The sequence below is a fragment of the Paenibacillus pabuli genome (assembly GCF_039831995.1).
GTDB classification, from domain to species: Bacteria; Bacillota; Bacilli; order Paenibacillales; family Paenibacillaceae; genus Paenibacillus; species Paenibacillus pabuli_C.
Window position 1 is genome coordinate 3,278,826 of sequence record NZ_JBDOIO010000003.1, and the last position, 15,904, is coordinate 3,294,729.

Annotated in this window: 12 protein-coding genes; 4 read left to right on the plus strand and 8 right to left on the minus strand. The window is 48.7% G+C overall.

The window, feature by feature from the left end:
* Window positions 1–461 precede the first annotated feature (461 nt).
* Window positions 462–2,618 carry an alpha-amylase family glycosyl hydrolase gene (locus ABGV42_RS16785; RefSeq protein WP_347382658.1) on the plus strand — a complete coding sequence of 719 codons (2,157 nt, stop codon included), beginning with the start codon at window positions 462–464 and terminating at the stop codon, window positions 2,616–2,618.
* Between the two features lie 86 nt (window positions 2,619–2,704).
* Here the strand turns inward: ABGV42_RS16785 and ABGV42_RS16790 are convergent, their stop codons facing one another.
* The 4 genes from ABGV42_RS16790 to ABGV42_RS16805 form a co-directional block, all read right to left on the minus strand.
* On the minus strand, window positions 2,705–3,991 hold the full coding sequence (locus ABGV42_RS16790; RefSeq protein WP_347382659.1) for an MFS transporter: 1,287 nt from the start codon (window positions 3,989–3,991) through the stop codon (window positions 2,705–2,707).
* Between the two features lie 149 nt (window positions 3,992–4,140).
* Window positions 4,141–4,977 carry a sugar ABC transporter permease gene (locus ABGV42_RS16795; RefSeq protein WP_110755791.1) on the minus strand — a complete coding sequence of 279 codons (837 nt, stop codon included), beginning with the start codon at window positions 4,975–4,977 and terminating at the stop codon, window positions 4,141–4,143.
* Window positions 4,974–6,329, minus strand: a complete 1,356-nt coding sequence (locus ABGV42_RS16800) for a sugar ABC transporter permease (protein ID WP_347382660.1) — start codon at window positions 6,327–6,329, stop codon at window positions 4,974–4,976. Before ABGV42_RS16800 ends, ABGV42_RS16795 begins: the two co-directional genes overlap by 4 nt.
* A 45-nt stretch (window positions 6,330–6,374) precedes the next feature.
* Window positions 6,375–7,664, minus strand: coding sequence for a sugar ABC transporter substrate-binding protein (locus ABGV42_RS16805; protein WP_347382661.1), 1,290 nt, complete (start codon window positions 7,662–7,664; stop codon window positions 6,375–6,377).
* A gap of 444 nt (window positions 7,665–8,108) precedes the next feature.
* Here ABGV42_RS16805 and ABGV42_RS16810 point away from each other — a divergent pair, with 444 nt between their 5' ends.
* Window positions 8,109–9,143 (plus strand): LacI family DNA-binding transcriptional regulator, encoded by a 1,035-nt coding sequence (locus ABGV42_RS16810; RefSeq protein ID WP_347382662.1) that lies wholly within the window; start codon window positions 8,109–8,111, stop codon window positions 9,141–9,143.
* Between the two features lie 151 nt (window positions 9,144–9,294).
* Here the strand turns inward: ABGV42_RS16810 and ABGV42_RS16815 are convergent, their stop codons facing one another.
* On the minus strand, window positions 9,295–10,053 hold the full coding sequence (locus ABGV42_RS16815) for an SDR family oxidoreductase (protein WP_347382663.1): 759 nt from the start codon (window positions 10,051–10,053) through the stop codon (window positions 9,295–9,297).
* Between the two features lie 192 nt (window positions 10,054–10,245).
* Here ABGV42_RS16815 and ABGV42_RS16820 point away from each other — a divergent pair, with 192 nt between their 5' ends.
* Both ABGV42_RS16820 and ABGV42_RS16825 read left to right on the plus strand, forming a co-directional pair.
* Window positions 10,246–10,839 (plus strand): TetR/AcrR family transcriptional regulator, encoded by a 594-nt coding sequence (locus tag ABGV42_RS16820; RefSeq protein ID WP_347382664.1) that lies wholly within the window; start codon window positions 10,246–10,248, stop codon window positions 10,837–10,839.
* Between the two features lie 144 nt (window positions 10,840–10,983).
* The gene (locus ABGV42_RS16825) at window positions 10,984–11,529 is read left to right on the plus strand and encodes a hypothetical protein (protein ID WP_347382665.1); all 546 of its coding nucleotides are present in this window, start codon (window positions 10,984–10,986) and stop codon (window positions 11,527–11,529) included.
* A gap of 119 nt (window positions 11,530–11,648) precedes the next feature.
* Here ABGV42_RS16825 and ABGV42_RS16830 read toward each other — a convergent pair whose 3' ends face one another.
* The 3 genes from ABGV42_RS16830 to ABGV42_RS16840 form a co-directional block, all read right to left on the minus strand.
* The gene (locus ABGV42_RS16830) at window positions 11,649–12,788 is read right to left on the minus strand and encodes a toxic anion resistance protein (RefSeq protein ID WP_347382666.1); all 1,140 of its coding nucleotides are present in this window, start codon (window positions 12,786–12,788) and stop codon (window positions 11,649–11,651) included.
* 229 nt (window positions 12,789–13,017) lie between these two features.
* Entirely contained in the window at window positions 13,018–14,706 is a 1,689-nt protein-coding gene (locus tag ABGV42_RS16835) for a vWA domain-containing protein (protein ID WP_347382667.1), read from the minus strand.
* A gap of 12 nt (window positions 14,707–14,718) precedes the next feature.
* Window positions 14,719–15,450 (minus strand): hypothetical protein, encoded by a 732-nt coding sequence (locus tag ABGV42_RS16840; protein ID WP_347382668.1) that lies wholly within the window; start codon window positions 15,448–15,450, stop codon window positions 14,719–14,721.
* Window positions 15,451–15,904: the final 454 nt, after the last annotated feature.

Genomic DNA, 15,904 nt, shown 5'->3' on the forward strand with positions numbered 1-15,904 from the left:
TCAGACATCATTCAGGTTCTTGCATTCCCCTTATTCCATCCCCGCCATGGCTGCATGCACAAACAACCCCGCCTCAGTAGAGACGGGGTTGTTTCAAGACACATCAATGTCCTAAAATACATGGCCCTCATAATTGGTGGATCTGCGAATAGTTTAAGTCCCGGATCATCATTTGTAAATATGAAAATAGAAAAAAAATGCTCCTAAAAAAGTTATTGACATAACTGCCAATATTTCTTACGATAACGATGTGATCATAACTCGAGGGCCATGCTTTTAAACCCCAGTGGTTTAGGACAACCCCGGTAACTCCCCAGGAGATACCGGGGTTGTTGGCGTGTCGAAGGAGGGAAGTCTGTACGCCACTGAATGTCTTTTTTGTACAAATGTAAGCGCTATTATCAAGAGCCAGGTTAGTTGTTTTTGTTGAAAACTACTACATTCATGAAGGGTGGATTACCATGTTTCAAATGGCCAAACGCGTTCTCCTCAGTACCACGCTAACCCTCAGCCTGCTTGCCGGCAGTGCATTGCCTTTCCTGCCTGCTTCCGCTATTTACGCCGATGCGGATACTGCTGTCACCAACAAGCAGAATTTCAGTACCGATGTCATTTATCAGGTTTTTACCGATCGTTTTCTGGATGGTAACCCCTCCAATAACCCTACCGGGGCTGCCTATGATGGCACGTGCAGCAACCTGAAGCTGTACTGCGGTGGCGACTGGCAGGGATTAATCAACAAAATCAACGACAATTATTTCAGTGACTTGGGTGTCACGGCCCTCTGGATCTCTCAGCCTGTCGAGAATATCTTCGCTACCATCAACTACAGCGGTGTAACCAACACAGCCTATCATGGCTACTGGGCAAGGGATTTCAAGAAGACCAATCCGTACTTCGGAACCATGACCGATTTTCAAAATCTGATTACAACTGCGCATGCCAAAGGCATCAAAATCGTTATTGATTTTGCACCAAACCATACATCCCCTGCCATGGAAACGGATACTTCCTTTGCGGAGAACGGCAAATTGTACGATAACGGCAACCTGGTTGGCGGGTACACCAATGATACGAACGGATATTTCCACCACAATGGCGGCTCCGATTTCTCCACCCTTGAGAATGGCATTTACAAAAACCTCTACGACCTGGCCGATCTGAATCACAATAACAGCACGATCGATACATACTTCAAGGACGCAATCAAATTATGGCTGGATATGGGCGTAGACGGCATCCGTGTCGATGCGGTGAAGCACATGCCTCAGGGCTGGCAGAAGAACTGGATGTCCTCCATCTACGCACACCAGCCGGTATTTACCTTCGGTGAATGGTTCCTGGGATCAGCTGCACCCGATGCGGATAACACGGATTTTGCCAATGAATCCGGCATGAGTCTGCTTGATTTCCGTTTCAACTCGGCGGTCCGCAACGTGTTCCGGGATAACACCTCCAATATGTACGCACTGGACTCCATGCTTACCGCTACAGCGGCAGATTACAACCAAGTCAATGACCAAGTCACCTTTATCGACAACCATGACATGGACCGTTTCAAAACGAGTGCGGTGAACAACCGTCGCCTGGAGCAGGCTCTGGCCTTTACACTGACTTCACGCGGTGTCCCTGCCATCTACTATGGTACCGAGCAGTATCTGACCGGGAACGGAGACCCTGACAACCGGGGCAAGATGCCTTCTTTCTCCAAATCGACTACCGCTTTCAACGTGATCAGCAAGCTGGCACCTCTGCGCAAAACGAATCCGGCTATCGCCTACGGTTCCACGCAGCAGCGCTGGATCAACAACGACGTATATATCTATGAGCGCAAATTCGGCAATAGCGTAGCCATCGTTGCCGTTAACCGCAATCTCACGACGCCAACCAATATCACAAACCTGAGTACGTCGCTTCCATCAGGAACATACACCGATGTACTAAGCGGTGTGTTGAACGGAAACAACATTACTTCCAGCGGAGGCAGCATTTCTTCCTTCACTTTGGCAGCAGGAGCGACCGCTGTGTGGCAATATACAGCGAGTGAAACAACGCCGACGATTGGACACGTGGGTCCTGTGATGGGCAAACCAGGTAATGTCGTTACCATCGATGGACGCGGGTTCGGTTCCACCAAAGGTACCGTCTACTTCGGTACAACAGCCGTGACAGGCTCAGCCATCACTTCCTGGGAAGATACCCAAATCAAAGTCACCATTCCACCAGTAGCAGGCGGCGAATATGCAGTGAAAGTGGCTGCCAATGGCGTGAACAGCAACGCCTATAACGATTTCACCATCCTGAGCGGTGATCAGGTATCGGTTCGTTTCGTCATCAACAATGCGACCACTGCGCTGGGCGAGAATATCTATCTGACAGGTAACGTGGCGGAACTGGGCAACTGGACCACAGGTGCAGCATCCATCGGGCCGGCTTTTAATCAGGTCATTCACGCCTACCCAACTTGGTATTATGACGTCAGCGTTCCTGCCGGCAAACAGCTGGAATTCAAGTTCTTTAAGAAGAATGGCGCTACCATTACGTGGGAAGGTGGATCCAATCATACCTTTACAACACCGACAAGCGGTACAGCCACAGTAAATGTAAACTGGCAATAACCATTTGGCTGGAGCCCATTAATGAAGCCCGGAGCAGCGCTTGTGCAGCGTACGCTCCGGGTTTTTACGTTGAATCCGTTTCAGTTTTAACGATACGTTCGAATGGACTTCAATGTGGTTGCCGCAAGAACTCCGGTTGCCAGCAGCAGCATGCCGAGGCCCTCCAGCACCGCCGCTGCCCCCCACTGATCAGCCATCACGGAGACGACTGTCAATCCCAGGATGGGCGCCGTGCTCGTAATTGTACCGACAACGCCGTAGATTCTCCCCTGCAGCTCATCGGGTACCGCTGTTCTTAGCATGATCTGGGTGAGCATCGTGCAGCAGGCAAACATCGCTCCTCCGCCCATGATGAGCGGAAGTGCCATTATGGGAGAAGTTACTTGTGACAGGAGAATATAGACCGGCCCCAGTACAAGCAGTCCGATGAATACCCATCGTCCTCTTCGCTTCATTCGTTTCCCCGAAGCAATCAACACTCCCGAACCAATCATATAACCGAGCGGAATACACGTTTCAATCAATCCAAACTGTACGGGGTCTGCCTCCCATACCTTGACTGCCATCACCTGAATAAGCATCATGGCCGACATGAAAAATAAAATCAGCAGTGGATTTAGCAATACGATCGACCGAATCAGAGGACTGCGGTAGATATAGGAGAAAGATCCCCGCCATTCCTGAACAAAGGTCGTCTTCTGGTCTTCAGATCGCCGGACCTCCGGGAAACGGCCGGCCATCAGCACGCAGACCGCTGACAAAAGAAAGGTTGCTCCGGTAATTAATATGGCAACAAACCCGCCAAAGGCCGCAACAGCGATCCCGGCTGCCGCGAGTCCACTGATTCGGGCCAGGTTATCCACCAGATGAATGGCCCCCGTAGCTTGCTGAATGTGCTCCCTGCCAACCATGCTTGCCACGGACGCATGGAATGCAGGCGCCTGAAACAGACTGGAGAACATCGACAGTGAGAGCATCAGCAGCAGCACGGGAAATGGTGCATGGAGTCCAAACATACTAACCGCAATCAATATGGCCATTACACCGCGAAATACATCCGAGGTCAGCATCAGCTTCCGGCGGTCCAACCGGTCAGCAACCGTACCTGCCAGCGATCCAAACAGAAAACTGACTGCCATGTTGCAGATTTGAACGGCAGCCATGCTCTTGGCACTTCCCGTCGTCTGGAGAACCCATAGACTGATGGCAATGCCGTTAAAGCAATCTCCGAACACGGAGATGCCGTAGCCGTATAAAATCCTGCGGAAAGTGACATGCTGCCAAAGCTTTGGCGGAACCCTGTTTTCGCGCAGCACGGCTTGTCCATCTTCATATCCAATCGCCTCGGGCTCACTGGACGGTATCATCCCCATACATCCCTTTCCTCCCTGATCTTAATGAAGCTCCATGCAAAACCAGGCACTTCCGTTGTCATGTCCGTCGAAAAGAAACGTGACATGGCGGAAGTGCCTGAGTGTGCGGCCGCGTAGAGGCGGCAATCTATGCTGTTATTGGCACGGCATTAGCCTTTGGAAGCACCTGTTGTAAGTCCCTGAACCAGGAAGCGCTGCAGGAATACAAACAGCAGTGTAATCGGAATTGCGATTAGCACGGCACCTGCGGCAAACATGGTGAAGTTACTGTCCTGGTACCGGTTGACCAGATCCCACATGCCCACCGCAAGCGTCCAGTTTTCCTTCGTCCGCAGAACAAGCCGGGCGAAGATGAAATCCATCCATGCGCCAGTGAAGCTGGTTAACGCCACATAGGTCAGCATCGGTTTGGATAACGGCAGGATGATGCTCGTGAACACCCTCAGATGACTCGCACCATCAATACGTGCTGCCTCATCCAGACTGCGTGGAATCGTATCGAAGAATCCTTTGACGATAAATCCACCCAGAACCGCTCCGGAAGAATACACCAGAATTAACGCGGCATGCGTGTCGAGCAGCTTGATCTGCAGCAAAATGATATAGATCGCGATCATACTCATAAAGCTCGGGAACATGCCTAGGATCAGCATGGTGGAGAGAATCGTTTGCCGCCCCCTGAAACGGAAACGGGATAGGGCATACATCCCGAGCGTCACCATCAGCGTGGAGAAGATCATGGTGAAAAAGGCAATTTTCAGCGTGTTCAGATACCACCTGCCGTACATGAAGGACGGATTGTTGAACAACTCGCCATAGTGGGACAAGGTAAAGGCTTCAGGCCATAAGCGCTCGCTGAACAGTGCCGCACCAGGACGCAGGGAAGAGAGAAAGATCCACAACACCGGATAGATGGAGACCACGGCGATAATAATCAACAGCACATAACTAAGGGTTAGGCGCAGTGGGTTATTGCGTTTCTTCATTGAATCATGTCCTCCTCCTTAAACGATTTGGAGCGACGGAAATTCCAGATGGAAAACGACGCGATAATAATGAAGATGATGATGCCCACCGCTGAAGCCATGTTGTATTTGTTGTTGTCCAGCGTAAGCTTGTAGAGCCAGGTTACCAGCAGGTCTGTTGCTCCCGCATACTGGTAGTCGCCTCGTAACGGATTACCGTTGGTCAGCAGGAATATAACATTGAAATTGTTGAAGTTTCCGGCAAATTGCATGATAAGCACCGGAGTTGTTGCAAAAAGGATGAATGGCATGGTGATGATCCGGAATTTCTGGAATGCGGATGCTCCATCCACTTCAGCGGCCTCATACAGATCACGTGGAATCGCCGTCAGAACGCCAAGGATCAGCACCATGCTGACCGGAATACCGATCCACATGTTAACAACAATGACTGTGACCTTGGCCCAGAACGGATCGGTCAGCCAGGGCAGTCCCTCCAGACCAAAAGCTCTCATATACGTATTAATTGGACCGAATTGACCATTGAACAGGTTCCGCATGAGCAGCAAGGAAATGATCTGTGGTATGGCATAAGGGAGAATGAAGATCGTCCGCCACAGCTTTTTGAACCGGATGCCTCGCTGCTCAATCAGCAGTGCTACAAGTACCCCGCCAAAATAAGTGGTTACTGTGGCTAATACCGCCCATATAACCGTCCACGTTAATACGCCATAAAAGGTGTGACTCCATGATTTGAGCTGAATCAGGTCGCTAAATGTCTTGAATCCTACCCAATCCACGAGCTTGGCAGGCGGAATATGATCCGGTGCCGAGTAGTTGGTAAACGCCAGGGTGATTGTAAACAGGATCGGCATGATCGTGAAGAACAGTACCCCCAGAGCCGGAATGGACAAAAACAGATACGGGAAATTTTTGTCCATCATGTTACGGAGTGAAGCTGCCGCTCCCAGTGTTTTCTTTCCTTCCTCCCTCGCAAGTCCCGTAAGGTACGCATCACGGATGTTCAGGATGTAGACCACGATAAACACAAAAAATACGAGCAGCACAATAATTCCCTCTAACAGTAAAAAGATTGAATGGTCGCCCCGTTGAAGCACCGTAGACCCATTCACTTTGACAAAACGCTGCGTATTTTCCCCCAGTGTCCATATTCCCCATACGGCCTGCGACAGGCGGGGAAGCAGGTAAGCAAGACCTGCCCCCTCCAGTAACAGTAGGCAAATTCCCTTGATCCATTGCCGGTTGTACAGCTGTCCTAGACCCTGCAGTATGATTGATAATATGGCCGCTGTCATCCGGTGCTGCTTTTCCCTGTTGGCTGGAGCAGACACCGGGACATGCTGCTGTTTCATTCGCTCTCTCCTCTCCACCTTCTCCTTACCAGGTACTCCGTCCGATTATTGAACCGTTGCAAGACTCTCCTGAATCTGTTTCACGGCGTTGTCCAGCGACGCCTTCACATCCTTGCCGCCATCCCAAATATCCGTCATGGCTGAAGTGATCGGGCCCCAGACGCTATCCATTGCGGGAAGCGAAGGCATCGGCGTCGAATTGTTGAACTGCTCAAGGAAAGCCTTGTTGATTGGATCCTCCTGTACCTTCGGATCAGCTGCCACGTTGGCGTTGGCAGGAAGCGTGCCGTTCATCTCAAAGTTGGTCATCTGGGCCTCTTCGTTGGAGAGGAAAGCCGCAAAGAGTTTGGCTGCATTCGGATATTGCGTAAATGCATTGACGTAATAGGCTTTCACGCCAGAAAAGGATGTCATTGGTTTGCCATCGATCGCTGGGAGCGGTGCAACACCGAAATCAATACCTGCATTGCGATAATCGGCAATCGTCCAAGGACCGTTAATGTCCATAGCCAGTTTCCCGCTGGAGAACAATCCTTTTTTGATATCATAGTTCACGTCACCCATCTTGAGCGGCAGCACTTCCGACTTCAGCGTCTTCAGGAACTCTCCACCCTTCTGGGCTCCTTCGTTATTCAGGCCAAGATCTTCGCTGTTCATTCCGTTATCCCCGAAAATATAGCCACCTTGGGAAGCCAGGAACGCATAATTGTAATAGAACTGCTGCAGTTCCCACATGAGGGCGTATTGGTTGGATTTCACGTCATTAAAGGTTTTGGCGAAGCTGACAATCTCCTCAAAATTCTTCGGTGCTTCCGGATAAAGTGCCTTGTTATAAAAGAGAGCGTACGTTTCCACGCTGTACGGATATCCATATAAAATGTCCTTGAACGTAACGGCCTTCAGCGCATTTTCGCTGGTGTTCGCTACCGTCTCTGCCTCAAATATATCGTTTGGCAAAATGAGCCCTGCCTCTGAAGCGCTTCCAATCTTGTCATGCGGGAATACGACCACATCTGCTGCGAGTCCTGCCGGACCGTCCGTTGTCAGCTTGGTAACCTGATCGGTAGGAGGCAGCTCCTCCATCTTCACGGTTACACCATACTTTTCCTCAAACAGCCTGGCTCTCTCCTCTACAAAACTCTGTTGGTTCTTATCTTCCCAAATAACCAGTGTTGCCCCTTCTTCCGGCTGAAGATTTTCGGCTGTCAGCTCGACAACTTCCTCCGTATTCTCCGTCCCTCCCGCTGCCGGAGTGGTCGTTCCGCCTCCAGCCGAACATGCGGCGAGCGTAAAAGCCATGATGACGGACAATGTTGCCCCTTGCCATTTTCTCATGTAAATGTCCCCTTTCCTCTGTTTGGTCCAATACGTCTCGCGCTTTTCACCCTTTGTTGTACGAGTTATGACGGTTTTGCAATCCATGTTCGCTTTTGCACAAACGTTTGCTCAAATGGAAGACAAGGTTACTTTTAAGGTATGTATTCAGGGAGAAATGGTCTAAGATGCGGGTAAAATCCACTTATGTAAGCGCTACAACAACAATCACATCATACAATATAAGACTTTCTTTGCACAAACGTTTGCACAAGCCATATTTGTTCAATTTCATCCATTTTTCTTGTTCTAACGCCAGTAATTTCCTGTTTGCTTGATCTGTCTGCTTCTTCCTTATTTTTACTTCTCCTGCATCCCCCATGCTGCAGTTTGCAATTGATTTATCGAATCCATTGCATTACCATAGGAGCATGTTGAAATGATGGATCAGAAGGGATTTTTTACATGATTACGATCAAAGATATTGCCAAAATGGCGGGTGTCTCCCCTTCTACAGTTTCACGGGTGATTTCCAACCATCCCAGAATCAGCACCGAGACGTCTCTCAAAGTGAAGCGAATTATGAAAGAACTGAATTACCATCCCAATATCATGGCCAAAAGCCTTGTATCCAAGACGACTCAAACCCTTGGTATTATGCTTCCGCGTCCTGCAGAAGAGCTGTTTCAAAACTACTTTTTCGGAGAACTGCTGCGAGGAATTATTACGCATGCCACCCGCATGAATTATGAACTGCTGCTGACCACCGAAACGTCCTCAGACAATGAACTGCATGCCATTTCCCGTCTGGTTCATGGCCGAAGAGTGGATGGTATTCTGCTGCTCGGCTCCAAACGGGACGATCCGATCATCTCCTTTTTGGAAGAGGAAAAGTTCCCTTTCGTACTGATCGGACGCAGCGAGGCTCATCCGAACGCACCTATGGTCGATAACGATAATGTGCAGACCGCTTATGATGCAACCCAGCATATCATCGCCCAAGGACATACGCGAATCGGATTCGTCAGCGGTCCGCCGGACATTACGTTATCGCATGACCGGATGCAGGGATATCAAAAGGCGCTTGCCGGAGCAGGACTTCATACCAATAATGACTGGATTGTGGAAGGTGAATTCCTACAGGAGAGCGGATTCCGAGCCATGTCGCTGTTTATGTCCCTCCCGGATAGACCTACCGCGATTGTAGTTATTGATGACAATGTTGCTTTTGGCGTATTGAGAGCTCTTGCCGAACTTGGTTACCGCGTACCTGAAGACATCAGCGTGGTCAGCTTTAACAACATTGCCCTATCGGAACTGGCTTCTCCGCCGCTGAGCTCCATCGATATTGGAACCTACCAGCTTGGTTATACTGCCGTTCAAGTGCTGCTAAAAATTCTGAACAGGGAAACCCTGCCTCAGAATCCGGTCATTATTCCGCATCGATTAATTGTGCGTGAATCTTCTCTCTTTTCGAAGTCTAAACCGGCCTCCATTTAAACGATTTTTGAGATTTATTGCAGTAATGCAAACGTTTGTCCTATTCCTTGAAATAACTATAGGTAGTAGCGATGGAAGGCAGCAAAAAAGAAGCCGCAGTATGCGGCTTCTCGTTTACATATCATTATTCGATTTTCATTCCATGGATGAATTAATAGGAATTCCAGCCTGAGTCAGCTTCAATCACGGTTCCGTTCACGAAGCTGGACTCGTCCGAGCCGAGGAACAGGGCTACCTTGGCAATCTCTTCACTTGTTCCTATGCGTGGGTTGATCGCCATGCCCAGCTGTTGTCTCGACGCGCCGAATTGGCTGATCCCTGCCATGGAGGAACCGATATTCGTCGCTACCCCACCCGGAGCGATGGCGTTGCAGCGAATGCCCTGCTCTGCATACATAAACCCTGTATTTTTGGTGAGCCCAACTACAGCATGCTTCGATGCCGTATATGCCGCTCCCGCACGTCCACCATGCAATCCGCCTGCCGAAGCAACGTTAACAATGACGCCGTTTTGCTTCTCCTGGAAGATCGGCAGCACTTTACGCGTTGTACGCATGACACTCGTGGTATTCACCGCAAAGAGTCGCTCCCACTTCTCATCCGTGACCTCTGCAGCCGGCTCCATGCCATCCATAATCCCTGCGTTGTTCACCAGAATGTCTACTGTACCGTACGCGCTCACCGTAGTATCAATCAGGTTTTGCACATCTTCTTCTTTGGCCACATTAGCCAGAACCACGATGGCTTCCCCGCCTTGGGCTTTGATCTCATTTACAACTGTCTGTGCGGATTCCTCGTTAATGTCCGATACAACCACCTTCGCTCCCTCTTGCGCATATAGCGTGGCGATTGCTTTTCCCATACCTGAACCTGCTCCTGTAACAACAGCTACTTTATCTTGAAGTTTCATCTCATGTATCCTCCTTTGTGTATTCGTTTACAATAAGTTAACAAACAAATGTTCATTAACTCCTATCCTTAGTATAATAAGTCATAGCATTCTGGTTCAATCAGTAAAAGCTTGCCCTTTTGTACGTTAATAAACACATTGGAACATAAATGTACTTTTACTCTAAATAGGCGATTCCCAGGAGGACTCTACATGTCTGATAATCCCAATTCAATGGATAGAAGAATCAAAAAGTCAAAAGCTGCACTGAAGGATGCACTCATCCATTTAATGCAAGAGCATCCCTTTAAGGAGATATCCATTACGGACATTGTACAGCGGGCTGATCTGAATCGCGGTACTTTCTACAGACATTATCAGTACAAGGAAGACCTGTTTAACGAAATCATCGATGATGTGATACAGGATCTGGTGACTTCTTTTCGCAAACCCTATCAGGGGTTGAAAGAGTTCGAGGTTGGTCTGATGCCCTCTTCGGCAATCACCATATTTGAGCATGTGCACCAGCATGCACAATTCTACACGCTGGTTGTGAAATCCGAGGCTTCTTCCAACTTTCAGCGCATGATCTGTGATGTTCTTCGGGATCTCTCCTTACAGGATCTGAATCAGATCTTCCCGCAGCACATCAACCCTGAACTGCTGGCAAGCTACCAGTCTCATGCGATATTCGGCATGATCTTGGAGTGGATCAGACAGGATTTCAAGCATACCCCCGCCTACATGGCCGAGGAGTTGTTCAAGATCATTCATTACAGGCCTGACAATGTCGTGTTGAAAGACTGAAAATTATTAACGTTATATTTCCCTATAGTATGGGGATCGAGAAGAATTTCGAGGAAACTTCACAACCAAAATAATGTAAATACATTCCTGTAATTTCTGGTATTTATATGTTAGGTTATCCAATGGAATACAAACAAAAGGAGGATGACATTACATTTGAAGAAGTCGTGGATTATATCATTGATTACCAGTTTTGTTTTGATTGGCGGAGCGCTTCTCTCTCCAGCCACTTCTGCCCATGCAGCCAAAGAAGCAACATCTACATATTCAGATCAGAGTTATGAAGAATTTAAAGAGTACACTACTCAGTTATTTGCTCTTGAAACTTATGAGGCCAAAGCCTTTACCGCTTTGGAAAGCATCGACACCCAGGTAACTTCAACGAATCGCAAGTCCATGTATCTTAAACTTACAAATACCGTAATCCCCAATTATACGAAATTGGTATCCAAGGCAAAACAAATCAAGCCTACCAACCCACAACTCAAGAAAATCCACGCCACATTTATCAAGGCAAGCTACACTCAGCTTGAAGGGTACCTATTGTACCAAAAGGCAGTATCCACGAACAAAGTGAATTACACGCTGCTAAAACAGGGCAACGCCAAAGTAACCACCGCTGAGCTTCTAATGGACCAATGCGAGCAGCAACTGTACGCTTATGCAAGAAGTTTGGGGTATGACAGTTAGTACCGATCTTCATAGAAGTCCAAAAAGCGACCATTCCCTATGCTTCATGGAGAACGGTCGCTTCTTCTACTTATACAATTAAGATAACAATCAAACACGTCATTTTTTCACTCTTTTGATCATAACCCCAGCTTCTGCCCCTTCTCCAAGCGCTGGATCTGCTGCTCACCGGTATCCGCGAGTTCACGGAACTGGTTAATCGTCTCCCGCATCCGCGGTAGTGCCTCCTGCTTATATACACTGATGGAATCCAGTGCGGACAGCACATCCGTGAACGCCTGCTTCATCGTATCGACCGATATGCTGGCATCATACGCCTGCTTTTGAATCGCAACCCCTTGATCCTTCAGCATTTTGGACGTGCCTGCAATCAGGTCATTGGTCGTCTGATTGAGCAACTCGATCTTCTGCAAAACAATCTTCTGATTGTACAGTGCACTGGCAACGGTAACGGCAATTTTCAATGCCGAGATCGTCACATTTTTGGCCCGGTCGACTCCGCGGATCAATTCCTTGTTGTTACGGATGACTACCTCAATCGCCATGATGCCCTGCTGGTTCACGACCAGCATCTGCTGCAGATCCATGACGCGCTGACGCAGCGGGAACAGTACCTCTTCCGTAATAAACCGGACCTTCTCCGGGTCCTCATTCCGAACCTTCGCTGCTTCAATCTGTCCGTCGATCGACTCATCCATGAGCACGCCGAGCTGGATTTCCTTTTGCAGTCGTTTGGTCAATTCCCTAAGCGTCTGCTGCTCGATCTCCAGAGTCGTATTATCATTGCGCAATGTCGCCCTGCCTTTGTCCAGAGAAGTCACGATATCGGCAATGACCGCATCAGCCTTCTGGTATTTGAGAAAATAAGCCCGCAGCGGATTGAACAATTTGCCAAGAAATCCGGTCTTGGCGAAATCGACCACGCTGGGATCGAGATCCTTCAATTGCATGTGCAGCTCGGTTAAGCCTTTGGCGACCTGACCACCCTCGTCTCCCGTCTTGGACAGATGTCCAACTGAGACTTGAAGCAGCGCGTTTTTCTCCGAGGAGGACCTCATCGTGTTCATGCCAAAGCCTTCAATGGACTGTAAAATCTCCTGGCGCTTATCCAGTGATTCCAGATCCAGCGACATGATCATCTCCACGTTGGCGTTCGCCACCTGCTGCAGTTCCGCGACCTCGGCCGGGACGGGCTTCACCTCTTCCTCTATGACCTTCTGAATCTCCTTCTGGCTGGGTATTTCCATCGAAAACGACATCCAAACTCCCCCTTAAATTACACGTTTTATAAATGTACTAACGATGATTACACTCGGCCACTACGAATGCAGTACCATCTTCCGATCGCTGTTATCCCCAGATTTCTTGATCTCCCTTTTTCAGGGTAGTAATCCGGGGATAAAGGCGAACGCTATGCTTCTTCAGATTGGTTCTGCACTCTCCGTTTTCGTGTGAATTTGAAATACATTAACTATATAAATTACTTATTTACATCTGCACGTTAAACAGGTTTCCGATCTTGTACACGACATCGTCGGTATCGGCATTGATGCTGGCCGCTTCGTTAATGCTGGAGATGCTCTCCAAGGCCTTGATGTCTGCGTTGTATCCGATCGTATAGATCGGCACTTGGTAGGTCTCGACCAGTTCGCGTATATCCTTCAGTGTATGTCCCTCATTGGTCTCTCCATCACTCAGGACGAAAATCAGCGGTTTCACGTTCGGTTCAGCCGCCATATAGTCCTCCAGCAACTTCATGGCTACCACGATTCCATCAAAGGTCGCCGTACCGCCGCCTGCTTGCAAACTATCCACAGACCCGACGAACATGGACTGCTGGTTGGTATCATACTTCGCAATCGGCAGGTTCACGGTTACACCGCTGGAATAAGACACAAGCCCAATGCTATTGTCGGTGCCCAGATATTTCTGCCCTTTGCGGAGGGACTCCTTCAGCCGATTCAGCGGTTCCCCGTCCATGCTTCCGGACACGTCGGTTACGAATACGGCAGCAATGGGTTTACTGCCGTTCTTTTTCTCTTTCCATACTTTTTGTGCGGACAACAGTGTACCCCCATCAACGGTCGCCAGCTCGGACTTGTAATCCTGCAAACCATTGAATCCGAATTCCTCTGCCGACTGCTGGTATTTCTCTTGGGTAACAAATTCAGAGAACTTCTCGATGATCTCCTGCTTGTTTTGCGGCAGCTGTCCCAGTGCATACAGCGGGCTGTCATGTCTTACGCCAAACGGGGTGAAGACATATCCGCTTTTCAGATCGGCGGTATTGACATAGGTTTGATATTCGAGAACAAAGGCATCCAATCGGCCCGACTTCGCGGCTTCACGCATCTGAATGGTTGTGGAAGCGGTAAAGGGTACATTGGCCTGAAATTTCTCGAAACCTTCAATGGCTTTCTCGCCCAGCGGATTGGAGCTGTCGTACGTATTCAACGCTGTAACCAGAAAGTTAAGTCCTGTGGAGCTGGCAAATGGATCGGTATATCCCATCGCCAGTTCATTGTTGGCAATCGCTTCGGTCACCGTTTTGACGTTCACGGAGCCGTACGTGTCGACGAGGGAGTCATATTTGGCTTTGGAGATTACGATGCCGGGGACGTTGCCCACGAGCCTTTCGGATACCTTCTCCGTCTTCACCCCGCTTGCGGCTACCATTTCGCCCCACAGTTCATTGGAAGGCGTGTATGCATCAGGTACATATTTGCCGGATTTGATATAATCGGCTGCCGTACCGGAAGCGATATTGCGGATTTTCACCGATACTGGCTGACCGCCCACCGTTATATTCGCCTTGTTGAATTCTTCACTGACCTCGGTTAACCAGCCGTCCGCCCCAGTGCCCGATTTCTCAATGGATGAGAATATCTCTACATACTCATTCGTGGTATTCTCAACGGTAATCGGGAACTTGGAGATATCCGGCAGGGACTCTGCCACATCGACCGGATCCAGATCGATCTGTCCCTTCACGGGTTCAGCCGTTGCTGGTGCAATATCTGCATATAATTTGCCTAATTCTTTGCCTGCGTTCTCTGTCGTCACCTGTGTACTGGACTTGCCGAAGTTCGATGTCAATGTGATCCCTGCATAGACCAATCCGAACACGAGCACCAGCGTCACAATCGATATGATAAAAAACTTCCCTTTCTTCGCCATAAACGCAACCCCTCACTGTCTGTATAATTTGGTGTGCTTGATTAACTGATCAATGTCTTGCATACAGGGCATCTGTTCGATATCCCCGGCTTCAAAACTGTCCAGTCGTGAAATCTCCAGCAGCAGCTGGTCGAGTTTGAGCAGTATTTCTTCATTGGTATGGAGCGAATCCTTCACATAGGATAAATAGTCGTTATATACTTTGGTTTTTTCCTGGAATAATTTTGGCGGAATCTTGGAGGATTTGGATTTCATCAGGGCGGCATATTCGGCTTCATCGAACACATGGAGTCTGTTCAGCACGCTTCGAATGTTGAGATACAGCAGCTTCTCCACTTCAAGCGTGACGGAGGCAAATTTCTTATAACTAAGCTCCCCCGGATCGAACCGCTGGTTCAGCACGTTCAGGAGCGTCTCTTTCTTTTTCTTCATCCGGCTCAATTGGGACAATCCCAGCGTAATATCTTCTTCCAGCACTTTAATGCGTCTGTAAAAGGATAGAGCTTCTACATAATCTTCATGCGTTTCGATCTGCTTGACGGGCAAGACTACAGGCTGTTTAAACAGCAGGGTGTAACTTCCGTAAAATAGGACCATCACACTTCCGAACAGCATGGTGACGGACAGTGCAGTGGAGAAGGCTCCACCACCGAAGCCAAGCCCGATGAAGCCTGGTGAAAATAACAAAATATTGAGGACAACAACGCCGAAGATCAGGCCTAGCCATTTTATGTATTTGGTCATCGTAATCCACTGACCTCCTTTCTCGCTATATGACGGATCAATTGTCGATATTTCCCACTAGCGTATATCACTCATTGTACATGATGCAGCCCCGATTCGGTCGAAGAATATGGATATTCCTAATATACGTGACGCCAGCTTATCCCATTTCATCGATACAGGGACATGTGGACGGATTTTTGACGGCTCACTATTGAACCGATTTACGACGGAGGAGACAAACGAAAATATCCGTTAACGGAAAAAGAAAGATTTACAGGTAATACGTGGAATCCAGAGGTTACGTGTCATTTTTTATATAGGACGAGCCGAAAAAGCAACCAAAAATACTCCGGGCACAGGGCACCGGAGTAACTTAAATTTTATTCTTCTATTCCAGCCTGAACAGCTGATGAAAGGGTATGACTTTGTCCTCATTATACCATTGTGTTAGCTGATTTCCATGCTCTGCCCG

What these genes read in the sequence shown, in the direction of transcription:
- ABGV42_RS16785 (WP_347382658.1), top strand. Translation starts at nt 462, where the DNA reads ATGTTTCAAATGGCCAAACGCGTTCTCCTCAGTACCACGCTAACCCTC.
- ABGV42_RS16790 (WP_347382659.1), bottom strand. Translation starts at nt 3,991, where the DNA reads ATGGGGATGATACCGTCCAGTGAGCCCGAGGCGATTGGATATGAAGAT.
- ABGV42_RS16795 (WP_110755791.1), bottom strand. Translation starts at nt 4,977, where the DNA reads ATGAAGAAACGCAATAACCCACTGCGCCTAACCCTTAGTTATGTGCTG.
- ABGV42_RS16800 (WP_347382660.1), bottom strand. Translation starts at nt 6,329, where the DNA reads ATGAAACAGCAGCATGTCCCGGTGTCTGCTCCAGCCAACAGGGAAAAG.
- ABGV42_RS16805 (WP_347382661.1), bottom strand. Translation starts at nt 7,664, where the DNA reads ATGAGAAAATGGCAAGGGGCAACATTGTCCGTCATCATGGCTTTTACG.
- ABGV42_RS16810 (WP_347382662.1), top strand. Translation starts at nt 8,109, where the DNA reads ATGATTACGATCAAAGATATTGCCAAAATGGCGGGTGTCTCCCCTTCT.
- ABGV42_RS16815 (WP_347382663.1), bottom strand. Translation starts at nt 10,053, where the DNA reads ATGAAACTTCAAGATAAAGTAGCTGTTGTTACAGGAGCAGGTTCAGGT.
- ABGV42_RS16820 (WP_347382664.1), top strand. Translation starts at nt 10,246, where the DNA reads ATGTCTGATAATCCCAATTCAATGGATAGAAGAATCAAAAAGTCAAAA.
- ABGV42_RS16825 (WP_347382665.1), top strand. Translation starts at nt 10,984, where the DNA reads ATGACATTACATTTGAAGAAGTCGTGGATTATATCATTGATTACCAGT.
- ABGV42_RS16830 (WP_347382666.1), bottom strand. Translation starts at nt 12,788, where the DNA reads ATGTCGTTTTCGATGGAAATACCCAGCCAGAAGGAGATTCAGAAGGTC.
- ABGV42_RS16835 (WP_347382667.1), bottom strand. Translation starts at nt 14,706, where the DNA reads ATGGCGAAGAAAGGGAAGTTTTTTATCATATCGATTGTGACGCTGGTG.
- ABGV42_RS16840 (WP_347382668.1), bottom strand. Translation starts at nt 15,450, where the DNA reads ATGACCAAATACATAAAATGGCTAGGCCTGATCTTCGGCGTTGTTGTC.